The 23,033-nt window shown below is 55.5% G+C and carries 8 protein-coding genes; 1 reads left to right on the top strand and 7 read right to left on the bottom strand.

Annotated elements, in window-relative coordinates; translation table 11 throughout:
* Nucleotides 1–74: 74 nt before the first annotated feature.
* From FFS64_RS28325 to FFS64_RS28315, 3 genes are read right to left on the bottom strand one after another with little or no spacing between them, the layout of a single operon-like run.
* Complete coding sequence (locus FFS64_RS28325; protein WP_137808054.1) at nucleotides 75–1,403, bottom strand: TolC family outer membrane protein; 1,329 nt, start codon at nucleotides 1,401–1,403, stop codon at nucleotides 75–77.
* Between the two features lies 1 nt (nucleotide 1,404).
* Nucleotides 1,405–2,745 carry an HlyD family type I secretion periplasmic adaptor subunit gene (locus FFS64_RS28320; RefSeq protein WP_137808053.1) on the bottom strand — a complete coding sequence of 447 codons (1,341 nt, stop codon included), beginning with the start codon at nucleotides 2,743–2,745 and terminating at the stop codon, nucleotides 1,405–1,407.
* Nucleotides 2,746–2,752: 7 nt separating this feature from the next.
* Entirely contained in the window at nucleotides 2,753–4,489 is a 1,737-nt protein-coding gene (locus FFS64_RS28315; protein WP_137808052.1) for a type I secretion system permease/ATPase, read from the bottom strand.
* A gap of 693 nt (nucleotides 4,490–5,182) precedes the next feature.
* On the opposite strand from FFS64_RS28315, the gene FFS64_RS28310 reads away from it, so the two are divergent.
* On the top strand, nucleotides 5,183–15,928 hold the full coding sequence (locus FFS64_RS28310) for a peroxidase family protein (RefSeq protein ID WP_137808051.1): 10,746 nt from the start codon (nucleotides 5,183–5,185) through the stop codon (nucleotides 15,926–15,928).
* Nucleotides 15,929–16,423: 495 nt separating this feature from the next.
* Here FFS64_RS28310 and FFS64_RS28305 read toward each other — a convergent pair whose 3' ends face one another.
* The 4 genes from FFS64_RS28305 to FFS64_RS28290 form a co-directional block, all read right to left on the bottom strand.
* Nucleotides 16,424–18,205: a hypothetical protein gene (locus FFS64_RS28305; RefSeq protein WP_137808050.1), complete on the bottom strand. Its 1,782-nt coding sequence runs from the start codon at nucleotides 18,203–18,205 to the stop codon at nucleotides 16,424–16,426.
* Nucleotides 18,206–18,417: 212 nt separating this feature from the next.
* The gene (locus FFS64_RS28300) at nucleotides 18,418–19,347 is read right to left on the bottom strand and encodes a TniB family NTP-binding protein (protein WP_137808049.1); all 930 of its coding nucleotides are present in this window, start codon (nucleotides 19,345–19,347) and stop codon (nucleotides 18,418–18,420) included.
* A gap of 41 nt (nucleotides 19,348–19,388) precedes the next feature.
* The gene (locus FFS64_RS28295) at nucleotides 19,389–21,173 is read right to left on the bottom strand and encodes a DNA-binding domain-containing protein (RefSeq protein WP_137808048.1); all 1,785 of its coding nucleotides are present in this window, start codon (nucleotides 21,171–21,173) and stop codon (nucleotides 19,389–19,391) included.
* Entirely contained in the window at nucleotides 21,115–21,801 is a 687-nt protein-coding gene (locus FFS64_RS28290) for a hypothetical protein (protein ID WP_137808047.1), read from the bottom strand. Before FFS64_RS28290 ends, FFS64_RS28295 begins: the two co-directional genes overlap by 59 nt.
* Nucleotides 21,802–23,033: the final 1,232 nt, after the last annotated feature.

Genomic DNA, 23,033 nt, shown 5'->3' with positions numbered 1-23,033 from the left:
AGAATGTGTATAAGAGACAGCAGTAGGGATGGCCGATCGGCCATCAATGGCCGGGACCGGCTTACAGGTGAACGTCAGTTGGTGACCAGCAGTTCCGGGCCAAGGTAGTTGTTGATGTGGTCGATATCGTCGTCGCCCAGACTGCCCACCGAAGAGGCCAGGCGCAGACGCGACATCAAGTAGCGCAACTTGGCCTCGAACAGATCGTGACGCGCAACGTACAGCAGCTCTTCGGCGTTGAGGACGTCCGAGTTGGTGCTGGTGCCGCCTTCCTTGAAGCCCTTGCGTGTCGAAATCAGTGAGCGCTCGTTGGATTCCACGGCCCGCTCCAGCGCATGAATACGTTTGGCGCCGCTGTGTATGCCGGCAAATTCACGGGTGGTTCCGGAGATGACTTCCTGGCGCGTGGCGTCGAGTTCATCCAGGGCCTTGAAACTATTCGCGCTGGCCTGGCGTGTCAGCGCGGTGGTGCCGCCACCGTTGTACAGCGGGAAATTGACTTCCAGCCCGATTGAGCCGTAGCGGTTGCGTTGATTGAGTTCGGAGATTGATTGGCTATCGCCCGCGGTGTAGCCAGCCACGAAATCCAAGGTCGGCCAGTGGCCAGCCCTGGCGCGCTTCACCTCTTCTTCAGCGAGGTTACTGCTATGACGGCGCGCATGGATCAGCGGGCTATCGGTCTGGGCCTTGATCAGCCAGTCTTGCAGGTTGCTCGGTAGCAGCGGTGGTGTATCGAAGCCCGGACGCAAGGTGGTCAGCGATTCAGGGGTTTCTCCGATGTATTCCTCCAGCTTGCGGCGCGCATTGATCAGGTTGTCCTGCGCTTCGATCAGCTCGGCTTCGGCCAGGTCGCGGCGAGCGATCGACTCGTCGATGTCAGTGATGGTGCCGGCCCCCAGCTCCATACGCCGTTTCGCAGAGGCAAGTTGTTCATCGAAGGCGCTCAACTTGGACTTGGCGAGTACGATGGTTTCGCTGGCCAGGAGTACGTCGAAATAGCTTTCGGCCAGGCGCACGGCGGCGTCCTGACTCTTGGCATCGAACACCGCGACGCTGTAGTCGGCACGCTGCTGACCCTGACGGTACTCGGCCATTTTCTGTTTGTTGAACAGCGGTTGGCGCAGTCGCACGTTAGCGCCCTTGGAGTCGTAGTCCAGATCCCTTTCGATACCGCTCTGGCGCTGGGTGCCATTGACCTTGTTGTCGTAGGCCGAGGCGCTGATCTGCGGTAACAGGCCGGCTTGGCCGATGGCGCGGTTTTGCAGGCCGGCCTCTTTTTCATGCACGGCGGCCTGGTAGACAGGGCCCTGGTACTGCAGCAGATCCCAGGCTTGTTTGAGGTCCATGGCGCTGACCGGGAGGGACAGCCCCAGCAGGCAGAAAACCAGGCAATGACGGTCCATTTCATTGTTCCTTGAAGGCGCTGTCGACACGTTCGAGCATCGGTTTGAGAAGATAGCTCATCAAGTTGCGCTCGCCAGTCTTGATGGTCACGCTGGCGGGCATGCCCGGACGAATGTGGTTGCTGCCAAGCAGGCTCATGCCATCGGGCGTGACCTCTACCTGAGCCAGATAGAACGGTTGCTTGCTTTCCTCGTCGAGCAGACGGTCGGCGGAGACGGTCTTTACGCGGCCGGGAATGTTGGGCGTCTGGGCATGGTTGAAGGCCGGGAAGGCGATGTCCACGTCCAGTCCCGGGACCATCTTGTCGATGGCCTGTACGGGAATCATCGCGTCGACTTGCAGCGGTTCGTTGTCCGGAACGATTTCCATGATCTTGAAGCCCGGCTGAATGATCCCGCCGATGGTGGCGATGCTCAGGGACTGGACGATGCCATCGATGGGCGAGCGAATCACCGTGTGGGTCACTTCATAGTCCAGTGCACGCAAGCGGTCGGCCAGGGTGGTGTTTTCCTTGGCGGTGTCGGTGAGCTGCGATTCGACTTCTTTCTGGTAATCGTGTTGGCGCTGCAAGATGCGCAGCTTGATTTCAGTGGTCTGGCTACGTATGCGAGCGATGTTATTGAGGTTTTCGGCCTGGCCTGCGGAGAGGTCGGCGTTGCTGCGTTCCAGCTCAAGCAGACGGTTGCGCGGCACATAGCCTTCGGCCGCCAGTACGCGGGTGCCTTGTAGCTCCTGGTTGAGGAAGTTGATCTGCGAGGCGCGGGCGCCGTAGACCTGCTGCAAGCCCTTGAGCTGCACCGCCGAGGCCGCGAGGTTTTCCTGCAGGATGCTGATTTCGCCAGTGAGGCCAGCGCGCCGGGTATCGAGCAAGCGTTGTTGCAGATTCATCGCGGCCACCAGACGGTGGTCATTGCCGAAACGCTTGAGCAGTTCGGGGTCGTAGGTCACCACATCACGACCGTCACGTTCCGCTTCCAGGCGGTTTTCCACGGTCTTGGTGACGATGTACTGGGCGCTGACGGCACCCTGTTCGGCAATGGCACGCAACGAGTCGAGTCGGACCAGTTCCTGGCCTTTTTTTACTGCATCGCCTTCACGAACAAGAATGGCCTCCACGGTGCCGCCGCTCAGATGTTGCACGGCTTTGCGATTGCTGGTGACTTTTACCGTACCGGTCGCTACCACGCCGGCATCCAGTGGTGCCAGCCAGGACCACAGGAGGAAGCCGCCGAACCCGGCGAGTACCAGCCACATCCCTCGGCGCAGGGGTTTACCGACGTCCAGATCCACCTCGTTTCTGGGATCGGCGTGAATCATGTCCGTGTGTTGGCTCATTTGCATGATCGGGTCACTCCCGTGCTTTAACGGAGGCCAGCGGAGTCGATGCGCCTGCCGGCATCACACTGGCCTTGCGCAGCGCTGCGAATACTTCGTCCCGTGTGCCAAGCATCTGCACGCCGCCGTCGCGCAGCATCAGCACCTTATCGACGGCGCAAAGCACGTTTGGACGATGGGAAATCAGAATGACGGTGGCGCCACGGCTCTTGAGTTGGGCCAGGGCATCGACCAGAGCCTTTTCGCCGACGTCGTCGAGGTTGGCGTTCGGCTCATCCAGCACAATCAGATTGGGCTCTCCATACAGCGCGCGGGCCAGGGCGATGCGTTGCTTCTGGCCACCGGAAAGCGGGCTGCCATCGGTGCCCAGACGGGTCTCATAACCCTGGGGAAAACGCAGGATCATCTCGTGCACCCCCGTCGTTCTGGCGGCCTGGATGACCGCGTCGCTGTCCACTTCGCCAAAGCGCGCAATGTTATCGGCGATGGTGCCCTCGAACAGCTCCACGTCCTGTGGCAGGTAACCGAGCCAGGGGCCAAGTTCGCCCTTGTTCCAGGTGAATATGTCCGCGCCGTCCAGGCGTACCTTGCCGGCCTGTGCCGGCCAGACGCCGACCAGCAGGCGGGCGAGGGTGGATTTGCCCGACGCGGATGGACCGATAATGCCAAGGCTTTCGCCGGGGGAAAGGTTGAAGCTCACCCCGCGCAGAATCGTGTTGCTGGTGCCGGGTGAGCCGGCATACACATTCTCCACCGCCAGCATGCCCAGCGGACGCTGCAGCGACATGCTCGGTGGTCGGCGCGGAAAGTCTTCAAGCATCTCGTTGAGCCGGCCCCAGGCCGAGCGGCAGCCGAGCAGTTGCTTCCATGACGCGATCACCTGTTCCACCGGGGCTAGCGCGCGGCCGGTGAGGATCGAGCAGGCAATCATCATCCCGGGGGTGATCTTCCCTTCGATGGCCAACAGTGCGCCGGCGCCAAGAATCAGCGACTGCAACGTGATACGCACGAAGCGCCCGATGCTGCTGATCAGGGCGGCACGGTCGGAGGCCAGGGTCTGCATTTCCAGGATGCGCAAATGGCTTTGGTACCAGCGTTTGCCGATCGACGGCAGCATGCCCATGGCCTCGATGACCTCGGCGTTGCGCAGGTTGTTGTTGGCGTAGCAGGCGGAGGAGAGGGCGGCCTGATTGGCTTCGGCCAGCGGCTTCTGCGTCGCCTTTTCGGTGAGATAAGCCAGGCCTATCAGAATCAGCGAGCCGATCAGGGTGACCAGTCCGAGCAGCGGGTGGATCAGATAGGCGACCAGCAAGTAGATCGGCGTCCACGGTGCATCGAAGAAAGCGAACAGAGCATTGCCGGTGATGAACTGGCGAACCTGCGCGAGATCCTGCAGGGCCTGGGCCGGATTGCCACCGGCGCGGCTCAGGTTGCGCTCGAATGCTGCGGTGAAAATGCGTCGGTTGAGGTCCATGTCGAGGCAGTTGCCGACCCGGATCAGCACGCGGGTGCGGACCAATTCCAGCGTGGACATCAGCAGGAACAGGCCGATCACCAGCAACGTCAGCATCGTCAAAGTCGTGACGTTGCGGCTGACCAGCGCCCGATCATAGACCTGGAGCATGTACACCGCTGGCGTCAACATCATGACGTTTATGACGCCGCTGAAGCCAGCCAACGAGTAAAAACTACGGCGCAGGCGAAAAATCGCGGTGGCCAGTTCGGAGCGGATGTTCGACTGCTTGTGCATGTTGATAGTCCCTCTCCGAAATGCGGTTTCCCTTGCGGCACAACTGGCGAGGCAAGTGTCGTGCCGAACCCTAGATGTGGTTGCGCAGGCCGCTCGTCGACACAAGCTATAGCGCTCTGAAAAAAGTTCAAAAAAAAATGCTTTCAATGCAGCAGCGTAGGTGGCGTTTGTTTCTCTAGCGATACAGTTTGAAATAACATTTCGCTCTAGCCGTCATTTGAATTGCCTATATATCGTTAAAGAACAGATAGTTGGCAGATCAAACAATCTTCGAGTTTTTTTTGCGGCGTAATATTGACAGCCTGTTGCTATGGAACTTTAGTCATGTTTGGGGGACGCCCGCCCGAAGCCTGCTATCGCTTTGGCAGTGCAGGACACGGCCTCCCCTGAAGGAGCACAGCATGTCGAGCATTTCGTTCTTTTGCACAGTGACGGAGCTATTCCGGAAGTTCGCTTCGACTTCCAGATTCCATGACCCACCAAGGGCTTGGAATCGCTCTGCCTGATCGCTCAGCGAGCATTTCATCCAGCGAATTCCAGGCGCGCATTCACTGGCGCAAGGGACGGCTTTGCCTGCCCCACGCCTGCTCTCGCCAAACACTGAACCAACGAACTGCGCAAGCCAGCACGTGACTTGGCGCGGGAGGATTTTTTCGTCCCGAGCCTTTCCCATATAGATCGAGGGCAATCGAAATGGCCAATTTCAACAAGTCGGACCTGGAATTCATCCTCAAGCAAATCTTCATCGCAGAAGCGCATGCGGCCGGTACCAGCCTCAGTGATTTGCTACCCAACAGTCAGGTGCCATTTGGCTTGCGCACCGTCGATGGCAGTTACAACAACCTGGTCGCCGGGCAAAGCGAGTTTGGCGCCGCGGACAATTCCTTCCTGCGTCTGCTTGACCCCGCGTATCGGGCGCCCTACCAGGGGACGGGGAGTGTGGAAGACCCGCAGCCACGGATCATCAGCAACCTGATCGTCGACCAGACCGCCAGCAACCCGGCTGCGGAGGCGGCGAACGGCGGCGCCGACCCGGTGATCAGCCCCGGGCTGGACGGCGTGTTCGGCACGGAAGACGACAAGGAAGTGTTCTTCATCCCCAACCAGTCGCCGGACGTCGGCCTGACCGCCAGCTTCAACTCGTGGATGACCTTCTTCGGCCAGTTCTTCGACCACGGCCTGGACCTGGTCACCAAGAGCAGTAACGACTTTGTATTTGTGCCGCTGCAGCCGGACGATCCGTTGTACGTACCGGGCGGCCATACCAACTTCATGGTGCTGTCGCGTGCCGTGCGTACCGCCGGCGCGGATGGAGAAGTCGGCACTGCCGACGATGGCCAGACCAACACCACTTCGCCGTTCGTGGACCAGAGCCAAACCTACAGCTCGCACCCGTCGCATCAGGTGTTCCTGCGCGAGTACACCCTCAACGCGGCAGGCGACCCGATTGCAACCGGGCGCTTGATTACCAACCGTGATCTTGGCGTCGATGGCAAGTTCGGCACGTCCGATGATGGCAACGGCGAAAATGGCGGCATGGCGACCTGGGCAGTGGTGAAAGCCCAGGCCCGTGACATTCTCGGCATCAACCTCACCGACGCCGATGTGCACAACGTGCCGCTGCTGGCAACCGATGCGTATGGCAATTTCATTCGGGGGCCCAGCGGCATGCCGCAGGTGGTGATGCGCGTCAGTAACGGTGAGGACGGTATTGCCGGAACGGCTGATGACGTCACTCAGCTGGTCGAAGGCAACCGGGATGCGCCGATCAGTCTGGCCAGCGCCGTGAGCACCGGTCATGCCTTCCTCGACGATATCGCCCACAATGCTGCGCCGGTCGTCGTCGACGGGGTTCTGCAGGCCGATGGTGACACCGATGTGGGTAATGCACAGGCCGTTGGCGCGGGTGGCAGAAACCAGACCTATGACAACGAACTGCTCGATGCTCACTACATTGCCGGCGATGGTCGGGTGAACGAGAACATCGGCCTGACCACCGTGCACCATGTGTTCCACTCCGAACACAACCGCCTGGTCCAGCAATCCAAGGACACCATTCTCGCCGCCGGCGACCTGGCCTTCCTCAATGAATGGCTGGCGGACGATGTGGCCGCGATACCAACCACAACCGCCGAGATCGCGGCGTTGGTGTGGGACGGCGAACGCCTGTTCCAGGCCGCCAAGTTCGGCACCGAGATGCAGTACCAGCACCTGGTGTTCGAGGAGTTCGCGCGGACCATTCAGCCGCAGATCGACGAATTCCTTGCCCCTAACGGTTATGACACTTCGATCAACCCGGCCATCCTCGCCGAGTTTGCCCACGTGGTGTACCGCTTCGGCCACTCGATGCTGACCGAGACCGTGGATCGTTTCGATCCCGAGTTCAATCCGATGCTCACCGACCCGAACAACCCGGATTCGCAACTCGGGCTGATCGCGGCCTTCCTCAACCCGTTGGCGTTCGCCGGCAGCGGAGCGACTTCGGACGAAGCGGCGGGGGCGATCATTCGCGGTGCGACCCGTCAGGTTGGCAACGAGATCGACGAGTTCGTCACCGAGGCGTTGCGCAACAACCTGCTGGGACTGCCGCTCGATTTGCCGGCCCTGAACCTGGCGCGCGGCCGAGAAACGGGCATCCCCACATTGAATGAGGCGCGGCGTGAATTCTACGAGACGACGGGCGATAGCCAGCTCAAGCCGTACATCAGTTGGGTCGACCTGGCGAACAACCTCAAGCACCCCGAATCCCTGGTCAACTTCATCGCCGCCTTCGGCACCCACAGCGCGTTGATCGCGGCCGATGTGGATACCCTGGTTGAGATGCGTGCGGTCGCTGCGGCCCTGGTGTTTGGCGGCAGCGCGGTGATCAACGAAGGCACTGACGATGCGCGTACCTTTACCGCCGATCTGGCCGATCGCCTGGCATTCCTTAACAGTTCAGGCATCTATGCCATGGTCAACGGTGTGACCACCACCGGCGTAGACGACATCGACTTTTGGGTCGGTGGCCTGGCCGAGCAGAAAATGCCGTTTGGCGGGATGCTCGGCTCGACGTTCAACTTCGTGTTTGAAACCCAAATGGAGGCGTTGCAGAACGGCGACCGCTTCTATTACCTGTCGCGTACCGCGGGCTTGAACTTCGGCACCGAGCTGGAGAACAGCTCCTTTGCCAAGCTGATCATGCTCAACAGCGATGTCACCCACCTGTCGAACACCGTGTTCCTGACGCCGACGTTCACCCTCGAGGTGGATCAGACCAGACAGTTCACCGGCCTGGGGGCGAACGGCACTGCCGACCCGACGGGCGGGATCATGATCAACGGTGTGGAAGTCGTGAAGCTGGTGATTCGCAACAACCCCGACACCCCGGATGTAGACAGCAATTATCTGCAGTACAACGGTGAAGACCATGTGGTCCTGGGCGGCACCGCCGGCAATGACATCATCATTTCCGGTGACGGCGATGACACCCTTTACGGCGACGGCGGCAACGACCTCCTCGAAGGCGGTGCCGGCAACGATGCGGTCCTGGGCGGCGCAGGCGATGACATTATTACCGACTCGTTCGGCGACAACCGTCTGGAAGGCAACGCCGGTAACGATGTGATCATGGCCGGTAGCATGCTTGCCGGGGGCAATCTGATTCTGGGAGGCGATGGCCAGGACTTCATCGTCACCACCGAAGATATCAGCACCACCTTTGGCGGTCAGGGTGACGATTTTATCCTCGGAGCCAAGACCAACCTGCCAGCCACTGGCAACGAAGGAGATGACTGGATCGAGAAGGGCACCCAGGACGGTGCACCTGGCGATAACGCCGCGCCCTTGGCCAATGATGATGTGATCGGCAACGACATTTTTGTAGGGGGGGCTGGCTTCGACGAAATGATCGGCGAGGGCGGCGATGACGTCTTTGTCGGCAGCGATGCTCAGGACAATATGGATGGTATGTCTGGTTTTGACTGGGTGACCCATAAAAATGACAAAATCGGCGTAACTGTTGACCTGACCATGGCCGTATTGGCGCAGCCACACGGTAATACGCCAAACCAGAATGCCGGCGTATTCAATCCGGTCGGCGCGTCACCGGCCTCGATTCTCGACCGGTTTGCCGAGGTTGAAGGCTTGTCCGGTTCGAAATTCGGCGATGTGCTCAAGGGCGATAATGTTGATGCGGTCACTATCGTTGATCACGGTGGCACTACGGGCAGTGCGTTGACCAATGTGGCTTTGATCCGCGGGCTGGAGCAGTTTCTGACCGACGCCGGCTTGCCGACCACAGGCTTTGCAACGGGCAACATCATCTTGGGTGGCGATGGCAGTGATCTGATCGAGGGCCGCGGTGGTGATGACCTGATCGACGGCGACAAATGGCTCAACGTCAGGATTGCGGTTTATGCCCCCGGTGATACCAACCACACCGGTCCCGAGATCACCTCCTTCGACAGCATGGTCGATATGATTCCGTTCATGATGGACGGTACCTATAGCCCAGGGCAGCTCAAGGCCGTGCGGGAAATCCTGCCCGGTACCTCGACGGGCGGGGCCGCCTTCGACACCGCGATTTTCTCCGGGAACCAGGCCGAGTATGTGGTGACCCGTGACACCCGTGGCACGGCCAATGTGGCGGACGATGTCTGGACGGTGGCGGACACCGCAGCGGGTCGCGACGGCACCGATACCCTGCTGCATATCGAACGCCTGCAGTTCGCCGATGGACAGTTGTCGCTGGCGCCAGGGAATGCCCAACCGGTCGGCAGACCGACCATCGCCGATGGCAACGGCGGCGCGATTACGGTGGGCGACATGCTGACCGTCAGCGTGGCCGGGGTGACCGATGCCGACAATATCGGGGGTAATCTCAACAACACCTCGGTGTCCTACTACTGGCAATTCGAGGCGGATCCGGGCAGCGGTGTGTTCGAAGACATCATCGAGCTGCCTGCCGGTGACCAGGCGTTCCAGAGTGCCAACGGCACCACGTTCAAGGTCTTTCCCGACCTCGCCGGATTGTCGTTGCGGGTCAAGGCGATCTACCAGGATGGCCATGGCACGACGGAAGTGGTGTTCTCGCAGCCGACGGCCGTGGTGGCTCCCGGCGCACCGGTTGTGCCCACGACGCAGGCTCCGGTGGACGATGCCACCGAGGGTGGCGAGGGCCTTCACATGGTCCGCTCCGACCTCAATTTCATCCTTGATCAGATCAAGATTGCCGAAGCGGACGCGGCCGGTCAGGACATCCTCTCGCTGATCCCGAATATCCGCGCGCCGTTGGGCCTGCGTACGGTCGACGGATCGAACAACAACCTGTTGAACCTCAACGGCAACAATCACACCGAGTACGGTGCCGCCGACAACACCTTCCCGCGCGTTTCCGATCCGGTGTTCAATCCGGCGGAAGGTGTGGCTGCCGATTTCTTCGGCCCCGGCTCGCCGGCCATCCCGGGATCATCGTATGCACAAAACAGCGGCGCTGTGTTTGACTCGCAGCCGCGCACCATCAGTAACCTGATCGTCGACCAGACCTCGAACAACCCGGCGGCCTATGCCACGGCTTACGACCCGGGGTTGAACGGTCATCTCGACTTCGGCGTAGTGGGCAGCAATAACGACGACGTGCTCAAGGATGGCGTACGCATAGTCGCCAGCCCCGGCATGGATGGTCAGTTCGGTACGGGCGACGACCACGATGTGTACTTGTTCGAGAACACCACGGCGGATGCGGGGTTGTCCGCGCCGTTCAACGCCTGGATGACCTTCTTCGGGCAGTTCTTCGATCATGGCCTGGACCTGGTGACCAAGGGCGGTTCGGGCACCATCTATATCCCGCTGCAAACTGACGATCCGCTGTATGTGCCGGGCGGCAACACCAACTTCATGGTGGTGACCCGCGCGACCAACCAGCCAGGGGCGGATGGCAAGCTCGGTACGGCCGACGACATTCATGAACATACCAACACCACCACGCCGTTCGTGGACCAGAACCAGACCTACAGCTCGCACCCCTCGCACCAGGTGTTCCTGCGCGGATACGTGATGACGGATGACGGCCCTAAAGCGACCGGCAACCTGATCACTAATCGTGACTTGGGGCTGGACGGCAAGTACGGAACCTCGGACGACACCGAAATCGGTGGCATGGCGACCTGGAAGGTGGTCAAGGCGCAGGCACGTGACGTTCTGGGCATTGATCTCACCGACGCCGATATCGACAGCGGTCCGCTGCTGGCGACGGACGCCTATGGCAACTTCATCAAGGGGGATCACGGCTTCCCGCAGGTTATCATTCGGCTCAACAACGGGCTGGACGACCTTGCCGGCACCGCCGACGACGTCACGACCCTGATCGAAGGCGATCCAACCAACCCGGTAAGCCTCGTGAACGCGGTACGCACCGGCCATGCCTTCCTCAACGACATCGCCCACAACGCTGTGCCGGTGATCGCCGGCGGGGTCCTGCAGGCGGACGGTGGCGACGAGGTCGGCAATGCGCAGGAGGTTGGCGTACGCGGCAACAACCTGACCTACGACAACGAACTGCTTGACGCTCACTACATCGCCGGCGACGGCCGGGTCAACGAGAACATCGGCCTGACTGCTGTGCATGCGATCTTCCACGCCGAGCACAACCGATTGGTCGCGCAGACCAAGGACACCGTGCTCGATTCAGGTGACGTAGCCTTCCTCAACGAGTGGCTGCTCACCCCGGTGGCTGCCTTGCCCGCCAACCAGGCCGAGATCGACGCGCTGGTGTGGAACGGCGAGCGCTTGTTCCAGGCGGCCAAGTTCGGTACCGAGATGCAGTATCAACACCTGGTGTTCGAGGAGTTTGCGCGGACCATCCAGCCCCGTGTTGACCTGTTCTTCGCACCGACCCAGGTCTATGACGTCGACCTCGATGCCTCGATCGTCGCCGAGTTTGCCCACACCGTGTACCGGTTTGGCCACTCGATGCTGACCGAGACCGTCGATCGCTACGACGCCAATTTTGACGTGATTGGCGATCCGAACAGCGCTGATCCCGATCAGCAACTGGGCTTGATCGCGGCGTTCCTCAACCCGTTGGCCTATGCCGCCAGTGGCGTGACACCAGAGGATGCGACCAGTGCGATCGTGCGTGGGGTGACTCGGCAAGCCGGTAACGAAATCGACGAGTTCGTCACCGAGGCGCTGCGCAACAACCTGCTCGGCCTGCCACTCGACCTGCCGGCGATCAACATCGCCCGTGGCCGCGATGTGGGGATTCCCTCGCTCAACGCGATTCGCCGCGACATCTACAGCCAGACCGGTGATACCCAACTCAAGCCGTACACCAGCTGGGTCGACCTGCTGCAGCACCTCAAGCATCCGGAGTCGTTGATTAACTTTATCGCGGCCTACGGCACCCATGGCACGATCACGGGGGCGACCACGATGGAAGCCAAGCGCGCCGCGGCGATGTTGCTGGTCTTCGGCGATGGGGGTGTTAATGAGCCATCCGATCGCCTGGAGTTCCTCAATGGCACCGGTGACTGGGCCAACGAAACGCGGGCCGGCAAGGATGGGGTACTGGGGACTGCCGACGATCTGAAGGGGGTGACGATCACGGGTGTCGACGCCATCGATCTATGGATCGGCGGCCTGGCCGAAGAGAAAACACCGTTTGGTGGCATGCTCGGCTCGACCTTCAACTTCGTGTTCGAGAACCAGATGGAGAAACTGCAGGACGGCGACCGTTTCTACTACCTGGAGCGTACCTCTGGCCTGTCGATGAATGCCGAGCTGGAAAGCAACTCGTTCGCCAGGCTGATCATGGCCAACACCTCGGCCACGCACTTGCCGGGCCTGGTGTTCTCGGATCCGGCGTTCTACCTGGAGATGGAACGCAGCAAGCAGTACAACGAAGGCCTGGGCAACGCCGATCCACTCAGTGAAAACAACCAGCAGGTGGTGTTCCGTGACAACCCGCTGACCGCAGAACCGGATGCCAACTACATCAAGTACACAGGTGAAGAGCACATTGTGCTGGGCGGCACCCACAATGCCGACATCCTCATCGCCGGGGGTGGTGATGATACGGTCTGGGGCGATGGCGGCAACGATCGCATCGAAGGGGGTAACGGCAACGACCAACTGCGCGGTGGCGCCGGCGACGACATCATCAGCGACCTGGGCGGCGACGATAACATCCAGGGGGGCGACGGCAACGACGTGCTGCACGGTGGCAACGGCGTCAACCTGATCATTGGCGGGTTCGGCAACGACTTCATCGTGACCGGTGAGGACGCGTCCGAGGCCATCGGTGGTCAAGGCAACGACTTCATCCTGGGCAGCAAGGCCAACGAACAGGACATGGGTAACGAAGGCGACGACTGGATCGAGAAGGGCACGTCCGACGGCGCGCCTGGCGATAACTTCGACCCGCTCGGCAATGACCCGGTGATCGGCCACGATGTGTTCATTGGCGGCAACGAGAATGATAAGTTCAACGGTGAAGGCGGCGATGACATCATGGTCGGCAGTCTCGGCTTTGGTGATCGCTATATCGGCGGCTCCGGCTTTGACTGGGCGACCTTCAAGGGGCTTGCCCAGGGCGTGAGCATCGATATGAGTGACCGCTTTTTCGATGTACCGCCCGTACCGGGTTCGGGGGCCTCGGCGCTGGTGCGCTTCGACATCATGGAAGGTCTGTCGGGTTCCGCGCACGGTGACTTCCTGCGCGGTGACAACCAAGATGCCGCATCGCTACCCGGCGCGGGTGCAACCGGCAGTGTGTTGACCAACATCAACCTGATCGACGGCCTGGCGGATGTGCTGCCGGCCGGAGCGACGTTCTTCGATGGCGGCAACATCATCCTCGGTGGCAGCGGCAGCGACCTGATCGAAGGTCGCGGTGGCGACGACATCATCGATGGTGACAAGTGGCTGAACGTACGCATCAGCGTACGGGCGAATGCTGATGGCACTGGCCCGGAAATCGCCACGTTCGACAGCATGGAACCGCTGGTTCCGTTCATGCTGAATGGTACGTACAACCCGGGTCAGTTAATCATCAAACGGGAGATTCTGACCGGCAATGACCGCTTCGACACCGCGGTGTTCTCCGGTAATTCCACGGAATACATCGTCTCTGTCGAGGGCAATACTGTCATCGTGACCGACCTGGTGGCGGGGCGTGATGGTGTCGATCGCCTGACTGGCATCGAGCGTCTGCAGTTCTCTGACCTGGCGCAGTCGTCCGGCGTTGGCACCGCCTTGAACGAGGGCCCATCGGGTCATCTGGCGATCCTCGATGATGCTACCGGTCTGCGTGACGATACGCCTGTGGCCGGCCAGTTGCTGCGCGTCAGCGGTGGGTCGGTACACGATGCGGACAACGTAAGCGGGGTCAATCCGACCGGCGTGGTGACCGGTGCGGTGGCTTACTACTGGCAGGTGGAAAACATTCCTGGCACGGGCATCTATGAGGACATCACTGTTGTCAACGCCGGCGAAGCTTCGCGGGCGACCGGCACCACCTACCGGGTAACGGACGATGTGGCAGGTCTGAACATCCGCGTTCGGGCGGTGTATCAGGATGCCAAGGGCACGCTGGAGATCGTCGACTCGTCGACGAACAGCACACCGACCGCGGGGCCGACCGTTACCGGGCTTTTGGTGCAGAACCAACTGTTGACCGCTGACCCATCGAGCATCATCGACATAGATGGCCTCAGCAACCCGCAGTTCACTTACCAGTGGCAGGCGACCAACGGGGTCAGCTTCGTCAACATCGACGGAGCCACCGCAAGCACGTTCACACTTGGCCAGGACCAGGTCGGCGACCAGGTGCGAGTGGTGGTGAGCTACGTGGATGACTTCGGTGTGGCAGAGAGCGTTGCGTCCGATCCCTCGGACCCCGTGGCCAACGTCAACGATGCACCGACAGGTGCTTTGCTGATCAGCGATACGACACCGGCCCAAGGGCAGGTGCTGACCGCGCTGACTGCCGGGATTGCCGATGCGGACGGGCTGGGCACCTTCAGCTACCAATGGCAGCAAGGTGTCGGAGCTTCCTTCACCAACATCAACGGCGCGACCGCTGCGACCTTCACCCCTGGTGCGGCGCAGGGCAATCTGCAACTGCGGGTGATCGTGCGCTACACCGATGGCTTCGGCACGCTGGAGACGTTGACCTCGGCGGCGACGGCAGCGGTTGGCGTGCTGCTGCAGGGTAACAATTTCGCGAACATCCTCACCGGCGGCGCGGGTGACGATGTGCTGCTTGGCCTGGGCGGGAACGATACGCTCAATGGTCTGGCCGGTATTGACCAGTTGTTTGGCGGCACTGGCAACGACATTCTCAACGGCGGAAACGACAACGACGTCCTCAATGGCGAGGACGGCAACGACACCCTCAACGGTGGGCTCGGCGCGGATGCCATGAATGGCGGTGCCGGCAACGACACCTTTGTGGTCGACAACGTCGGTGACACCGTCACCGAGGCACTGGGTGGTGGTATCGATCTGGTGCAAACCAGTCTGACTAACTACCTGCTCGGTGCCAACGTCGAGAACCTGACCTATACCGGTGTTGGTAACTTCACCGGCACCGGTAATGCGCTGGCCAACACCATCACCAGCGGGGTCGGTAACGACGTCCTCAATGGCGGTGCGGGTGCTGACCAGTTGGTGGGGGGAGCCGGCAACGACACCTACATCGTCGATTCAGCCGCAGACGTAGTGGTCGAGGTGACGGGTGGCGGTACGGATACCGTGCAGACGTCGCTGGCCAGCTACACACTGGCCGCTAATGTCGAGAACCTGACCTACACCGGAGTCGGCAACCTCGTCGGCAACGGCAACGGGTTGAACAACGTCATCACCGCCGGGGCAGGTAATGACACCCTCAATGGTGGCGGCGGCAACGACATCCTTATCGGCAACGCCGGTAACGACACGCTCAATGGCGACGCCGGTAACGACCAACTGCTGGGTGGCATTGGCACGGATACCCTGAACGGCGGCACTGGCGATGACGTTCTCGATGGCGGTGATGGCGCGGATGTCTTGAATAGTGGAGCAGGCAACGACACGCTGCTCGGTGGTGACGCTGACGACATATTGTTGGGGGGTATCGGCAATGACTTTATCGATGGCGGTACTGGCAACAATACGGTCACGGGAGGTGCCGGTAACGACATGATGGTTGCCAGTAGCGGCAACGATATCTTCATGTTCGCAGCGGGCTTCGGGACTGATCAGATCATCGGTTTTGATGCCAACGCTGTGGGAGGCCAGGACCGGCTCGATATTTCCTCGTTCGGCGTCACGGCTGCGACCTTTGCCGGCATCGTCATCATCACCGATGTCGGTGCGGATACCTTGATCAGCTCCCCAGGAATAGCTGATTCCATCCGCCTGGTCGGTGTGGCCGACGCAACAACCGTCACTGCCGCAGACTTCATTCTCGCCACTTGAGGTCCTGATCAGTATTGTCGCAGGGAGCGTGGACAGAGGAGGGGAGGGCAATGGATGCCCTCCCTTTTTTTTAAAGTCGACAAAGATTTTGCACTACTTCAGCTCTGCGTACTTAGTCTGTACACCTTCAGGTACATGCTCAGGGAGGGGATCACGACCTGCCAGGGCATAAGTTTTCATTATGATTAAAATCGCTGGCTACAGCAAATCAATGAGTTGGCGGCAAAGTTTCCACCGCTCTTAAAATTAAATTTGCACTTAATGTGAGATTGGTAAGATTCGTGAGCCCTTGCAGTGAAGACGATGCACCTATATGAAGCAAGAAATTACAAGCAAGTAGCGACGTATCAGTGGTTTGAGTATGAAGTTTTTATTAAACGATACTTCGATCGTTTTTAGTGACGTCTTGCAGATCAGCAGCGGTGCTCAACGGAGCTAAGGAGCTAAGGTGCAGAGTGGAAGGAGGGGGCATTTGCAGCGGGTGTTATGGCTGTTCTAGTTATGATGTTTAATCACAACTCTCAAAGGGCGCTGGGAGTAAAAATTCGCGATCGCTTGTCTTGCTTGAGTTCGACTCACAACAATTTGTCCCTTTATATAATCAGGGTCTGACTCGGTAAGTGCATGGATTTTATCGTCGGCAATTAAACTGGATATCGCTTTAACAGTGCATCCTGTTTCAGCGCAAAGATAATTAAGCGTGGTGTATTTTTTATAGTGAGATTTTATTTTGCTTAAGGTTTCATTGGAGACAAAATGATTGCATCTAAATTCAGTAAACTTTGCGAATCCGCTTGAAATAAATCTTGTATGAATCAAGTGTTGGCTGCACTTTACTTTTAGCGCCACTTCCTTCAGTGAGTAATGACTGTTACGCCAAATGATCGCTGCTTCTAAGCTATCACCTGTGCAATACTCACGTCCGACTGATCCGCGAGAAGGTAGAGCATGAGATAATCTAAGCAGGCCACAGGCAATCATTGGTTTTATGTCTTTAACGTTTACGCGTAGTAATCTGGCTGTTTCCGCAAATTTTACCAAGTTATTTGGTCCGAGCGGCTGTTTTATAATGTTAGTTGCTACATCGTTCATCGCATTTAATAGCATCTTTGGTAGATGGTCTCGGCGGTATATCGGTATGTTCGTTACGTATGGGGGGGAACCTATCCTCATGGGGGCACAATTTGAAAGTAAATAATCAATTACTTTGGCGTGTAAGGTGGTTCTGGAACGGATTTCAGATTTGAGGATGTATTTGTCATTAAAATGCTTGACTGAAGATAATGGTGTAAAAAATCCTTCAAATTTATGAAGGACTACTGTGTTAAGTAGTCCGGACTTTAGAAGTCTTCGAACTTTAGCTGGAGTAGTGTGCAGTAATTCGGCGGTTTCGTTGGTGTTAAGTAGCTTGAATTCTGGTGATATGGTCGTAGGTTTGGTAATTTTATCCCAGGTAATAGCAACATGATTCATCATGGATTCGCACATGTTCGGGCAATTATACAATGGTGGTTGTGCGTATTCCTTAGCGTAAATGCAGCGTTGTTCAGATTTTAACTGCGTGACGTTTTGCTCGGTTGAAAATACGAATTTAAGTTCTTTTTCGTCGAAGAGTAAATCGCTGCAACAGCATCCGGCAGCGTGCCTAACGGGTCTCGCCTGCTGAGAGGAGAAAAGAAATTCCATACCATATTTGCTTAGAGTTGTATCTTGACTGAGGATAAAAGGGGCAAGCAGGGCGCGGCGATGTAAAGAAGGAAATTGCTTCTGTAGTTTAATAATTTCGTTAAAAAACTCCGCTTTTTTTCCGTTGGCAATATTAACGCAGATCTCCATAAGAAATGAACGATTATTGGTGGTGGACAAAAATCTAAGTGCATTCATACAAGACATAAGCAGGTCAAAAAAAGCTGCATTGCTCTCATGCATGGCACAATCAATAATTTTGCTGATGCGGTCGTGCGCAACAGTAGTGGGGGCCATGCGTAGATCAAAGCCACACTCGCAGTAGTAATCGGAAATTTTCAACCAGTTCAGAGGGGTGCTGCATTGGGGGCACGTATGAATATAATTTTCATTGTGCATAGGGCAAACGTCGGACCAGCGAAAAGTGTGCATTTTGTTGAGATAACCATCGCGGATACAAGATGGGCATAGTGCCAATCTAATCCGCAGCATAGACGCAGGGTATAATACACCGTCGATGCTGACAAAATACCGGGTTCCCTCCCGCCTTAATACATGAAACGCACGATTAATCAGCTCTTTATCTTCCATTGTCAACTTTTCGTGACATGTAAAAAGGTTGTGAGTTGGGGAACCTTGCCATAGACGAGAAACATCGCCATGTAGCTTCAATTTGAAGGCCCGATTAAAGACATCAAGATTGTTGAAGCCATTGCATGCTGTCGTGCGGAGTAACATGCTGACCGCGCTTTCATCTTGCTTCGGTATGGGCGTGTAACATAGACGAAACATGGAGGCACCGATTAATATAAGGCTTTCCTAAGCTGAGCGAGAGACATTTCATAAGGGTTTTTATTTGTAATTCGCGTTGTAAAGTTGATACGGTCTGCTGTGACTGAAAAGTCAGATGACAATAAATTTTGGTCATCACGTTCTAAGGCATCAGTTAATGCTTCAAACAGCAGAGTGCGTATTGAACGCATGTTGCCGCCCGTGAGAGCGTATAGTGCTAACACCATTTTTTCATCGGTTAGTGCAGGCATTTTTTTGAACTCCAATGTCCTGGCGATTTCTATAGAAAATGCTCGGATAAGCCTAACAAAATCGTTGTACTCCTCGGGAGAGCCAAGTGTGAATGGATTTAGACGTGCAATATGTGGGAAGCGACCAGATAGTGCGGAGTGGCATTTAATGACTTCCTCACATACAGGTGTGCCGACTAAAATGACTTCTCCCCTAAATAAATCAGTTAGCACTTTTATCCAATCACATACGCTTTCATGTGTCCGTATAGCACCTCGACGTAAAAGGTGTTGGAGTTCATCCAGAAATATGAGCTCCGTTTGACAATTGGTTAGTAATGCCCACAGCCGGTTTTCTAGAGCCCACATAGGTTGGTAGGTGCTATCTGTTCGGAAGCACTGAAGTAAGGCGACGACTACTCCTTTGATTGTGACGTTGTTAGGAATGATGCAATAGATTGAAGGATAGATTTCCTGAAGGCCCCCCTTAACTTTCAATGTCGAAGCTTGATCCAGATTAGCGATTACATGGTCGCAAACACGGGTTTTGCCTGTGCCTGGTTCGCCAAGTAACAATGCGCAACTTGGTTCACCCCTAAGTTCGGTAGCTTGTATTGAACGGTTAATTGTATTCAATGCCTCTCGAAATTGCGGGTGTGCAATTGTGAAAGACTTAAACCGCAATAGTTTTGCTTTCGCTTCACTGTTCATTGGAGCCACCCCTTAGAAAAAATGTGGGGTAGTCTGTAGAGTCAAATATAGCTCGTGGATGTTGTGATGGCTGCGATGGTGGAGTCCGTTTTTTTTTGTACGGTTTTTTCTTTGCGTGACTTATTTTTGTAAGATTCTATCAACTGGTTAAGTTCATACATTTTCTGGGAGGCTTTGCTGCCATCAAAATCTCGTTTTTCATCTTTGAATGCCTGCAAGACTCGTTCATGATCGGAGAGGGTTAAACAATTCTGATAGTCACTGCGAGTCGCGTATGCCGGGTGCCAATCTTTAGGAGTATCGGGATGGGCCACCCAGACAGTGCCAAGGTCGCAGGGATTAAAATAAACCAAGGCTTTTTGTTTAGCCGACAGCCGTTCGGCAACTTCGGGTAAACCAGGGCCTGTCCAAAATAAGTGTTTTGATTGCACCCTGCCTCGAGAGATTCTCAACCGCCACGTGCTTAAGCAAAGTTGTTGAAGATCCTCTGAGGAGTAGCGCTCAGCGGGTGGAGACAGCTTTTCCAATTCTTTGCGTTTTTTTGCAGGGCTGGTACCTAGACCCTCATGATAGGAGTTGTGATATACCTCCAGCCACGCATCGAAGGCGCTGCGCAGCTCGTCGAGTGTCATGCAAGCGCGATCTTCGGAGGGATAGTCTCCTAGCGTAAGGTGGTTGCTTTTAGTGGTGCCAGGCAGGTTGTTGCAAAAACTCGTATCAACTGTGCCAAAAAAGCGTTCGATGAACGCTTTGGCATCGGGATCCCCTACGGGGACATAATCGATAACAATACCTAGAGTATTGAACGTATTTTGGATCCAGTTGTTAAAAACTTCCGAGCCGTGATCGGTAGTGACACTCGCATATTTACCGACTCTAATAATTGCGCGGATCGCTGCTCGAATGGTTTTTTCTGCGCAGGGCGCACCTATGTCTATGTCATAGCCAGGGCACTCTCTACATGCGGGGTTGAATAACGCTGATAAGATAGGACGGCCGATACAGCTGCCTTGCTGATCGATTATATTAACATTCATAGTCAAAGTGTCATATTGAACGTTGGCGTTCAGATCATTATCGACATATAAATGCCCGCCAAACTTATGGACCCGCTGCGCAGCTTTCAAGCCCTGTCGTTTACGGGTCACTAAAAAGCGGTCCATCGCTAATATTCTACGTCTAAAAGTCGCATACGACGGAGTTTCTAGAGCCAGATTTCCAATATTGGATCGGCGGTTGTTTTCAACTGTTATATGTGATTTTAACAATTTATATGAGTGCGTTACGGTAGGGCATTCTCGTTGCAGGTAGGAGGTTTTGATGTAGTGGGTAATGAGTTCTTCCACAAGGTGCGAGGTTCGTTTTGCCCGTTTTAAGCCATAGCGTTTGAGTAATGAAAAGGGGTTTCGATTATTCATGCGGTATTTGTGAGTCCACCTCCACACTGTTGAGACGCTGGGAGCGTGCAGGTCGCCAATTTTATCAGCTATACGTTCTATCAATGCCTTGGTAGCATCTTTTGGTAATCGACCTTTCAGTACTTTGTTACACGCCTCAATGTATTTAAGGCGATATCTGAAATGCTCCTGTTGTTTGGCCGGTAACGAAATTAATTGTGAGGCCTTGCTCAAATCAGCGGGCGCTCGTTGGTGTAGGACTAAAACTCCTTTCTGTTCCATCAAGGCAAATGAGTCAAAGTCAAGATAGCGGTGATAGTGATAAACTAGCGAGCACAGAGAGATCGTATTATCTACAATCGAAATAATCTCATACACTTGGCTGTCCAGTGTATACTGTGCACCAACTTTCGGGATGGTTGTGTCCATCTTTTCGACCCTCAATTAGGGTGTTCAATGTTATCCGTTTGTTTAAGTCGAAAGTCAAACTTTGATCAAACATTGCTTTGTAAGTGGAACGGACGCTTGGTCTGTTACCCATTGCAAACAGATCTCCCAATCTTATCGGGTATGTAATCGCTTCCAGTTGTCTAGCGCAGTCGCCGAGTTCATCTTTGCCAACGTTAAAAGAGTGAAGATACAAGAACTTTAAGTTTTTCAATATTTCGCCTTTACGAATGGTGTTTTCGTCGGCAAATTTTAATGAGTAACCCATGCTACTGAAGTAGTGGCTGGCTGCATCCAGTTTGATCTTGACTCGGCTAGAAAGCTTTTCGAAGTTTGCTTTGACTTCGGTGTAATATAATGATTCGGAAGTTTCTGTTATAAAGTCAGGCGTGTAGTCTTGGGCTTCACCATTGACGCATATATTAAACGCACCGGGACGAGCATTGTAGCATTCCACTTTTGAGTCAAACTCAAGGAGAATGCAATAATCGGCCTCCAGAATGCTATCGCAAACGATCTGTCTCTGGTTCTTCTGAGAGGGGAAATAAACAGAATGTTTGCCAAAGTAAGACTTCTTAGGTAATTCGTTGAGGGTTTGTAAAGTATGCATCAAACACCTCCTTGCTCGTCTTGATTGTGGTGGGTCGGTGGGCCTATTCCATAGACTCTGCATAAAATTTTTAATGTTCTTCGCGGCCGTCTATTTGATAAATCGAGTAAATCCTACTTGTTGTGAACTGCTGCTCTCTGGAAAAGTACGGAAAATCAATTGAGCTTATGAGAATCTTTAATTAATAAAAATTATTATTGCTGCTCCCGACGAAGCATATGGATGCTCAGTGATTTGTATGGTGGCAAGGTGATTCTATTTTCTGGAGCCATTTATGGCGTGGGCGCTAGGGTAAAGATAAACCTCATTGTTTGATTTTTCTATAAGTAAGCGATGAAGGGAGTGAGTGGATTAAATATGTAATAAATAGAAGGCGTTACGTCAATTGATGTTTACCTTAGTTGGTAAAAATTTACCTTATTTGGTATATTAGTTCTGATATCCCGAGACCACACGTACATCGATCCGAGCTCCGATCTCGACCGGTTACCAGATTGTTGACACTCCTCCAAGGGAGTAGTGGCACATGTTTGGCAACGTTCCTGGGCCTACTTATGAGCCGATTTTTAAGGGTGAATTTTTAAGGGCGACCTGGTCGTCTTCTGCTGGGGCAGGCAGCTCTTGGCAATCGTTGACGTGTTTTGCTCGGATCAATCAATGGGCCGGAAGCAACCCATGCTCCCCCGGTACCCCTGTGGTGATAGATTTTTCCAGGAGTTGGTTTTTGCAGATATTTTCTTTGCCGGCTCCTATGTTTTAAATGTCGGAGCTTAGTGAGTTAAGCGCTTATCGAAATTTGCGCACTGTCTGGCCGTATTTTGTGGCTGACAAAACTCCCCACTCGGTGGATATATTTGTTTTTGGTTGTTGTTTGTGTTTTTTCAATTCCACGGGTTTTTATCGTCGTGCATGCCAGTGGATCACTTTCTCTAAATTTGTTAGGGGTGCATGAAGCCTCTAGCTAGAGGGGGTGATAGCTACTATCTGTTATGGCCATGCGCATTGGAAACTACTTTTAAGTGGTCGTGCGCTGAGCTGTATCGCCCATTGGCTAATGGGGAGGGGGCTTTAGCACTTCTTTCTCTTCGAGGCTTGATAAGACCGCTGCAAAGTTTCTTTGTATTTCTAACGCCTATATATATTCCGTTGTGGCTTTATCGATTGAGGGCAATTCCTAAGCATTAATATTAATGCGCTTTGATCAGCCGTGCCCAGAAGTTGTCTGTGCTGTG

This window comes from Pseudomonas sp. G(2018), assembly GCF_005502415.1.
In the GTDB taxonomy this organism is placed as follows: domain Bacteria; phylum Pseudomonadota; class Gammaproteobacteria; order Pseudomonadales; family Pseudomonadaceae; genus Aquipseudomonas.
Note: the sequence above shows the minus strand (reverse complement) of the source record. Positions and strands in the feature narration are given on the sequence as shown.

What these genes read in the sequence shown, in the direction of transcription:
- FFS64_RS28295 (WP_137808048.1), bottom strand. Translation starts at nt 21,173, where the DNA reads ATGGACACAACCATCCCGAAAGTTGGTGCACAGTATACACTGGACAGC.
- FFS64_RS28305 (WP_137808050.1), bottom strand. Translation starts at nt 18,205, where the DNA reads ATGGAAGATAAAGAGCTGATTAATCGTGCGTTTCATGTATTAAGGCGG.
- FFS64_RS28325 (WP_137808054.1), bottom strand. Translation starts at nt 1,403, where the DNA reads ATGGACCGTCATTGCCTGGTTTTCTGCCTGCTGGGGCTGTCCCTCCCG.
- FFS64_RS28310 (WP_137808051.1), top strand. Translation starts at nt 5,183, where the DNA reads ATGGCCAATTTCAACAAGTCGGACCTGGAATTCATCCTCAAGCAAATC.
- FFS64_RS28320 (WP_137808053.1), bottom strand. Translation starts at nt 2,745, where the DNA reads ATGCAAATGAGCCAACACACGGACATGATTCACGCCGATCCCAGAAAC.
- FFS64_RS28300 (WP_137808049.1), bottom strand. Translation starts at nt 19,347, where the DNA reads ATGAACAGTGAAGCGAAAGCAAAACTATTGCGGTTTAAGTCTTTCACA.
- FFS64_RS28290 (WP_137808047.1), bottom strand. Translation starts at nt 21,801, where the DNA reads ATGCATACTTTACAAACCCTCAACGAATTACCTAAGAAGTCTTACTTT.
- FFS64_RS28315 (WP_137808052.1), bottom strand. Translation starts at nt 4,489, where the DNA reads ATGCACAAGCAGTCGAACATCCGCTCCGAACTGGCCACCGCGATTTTT.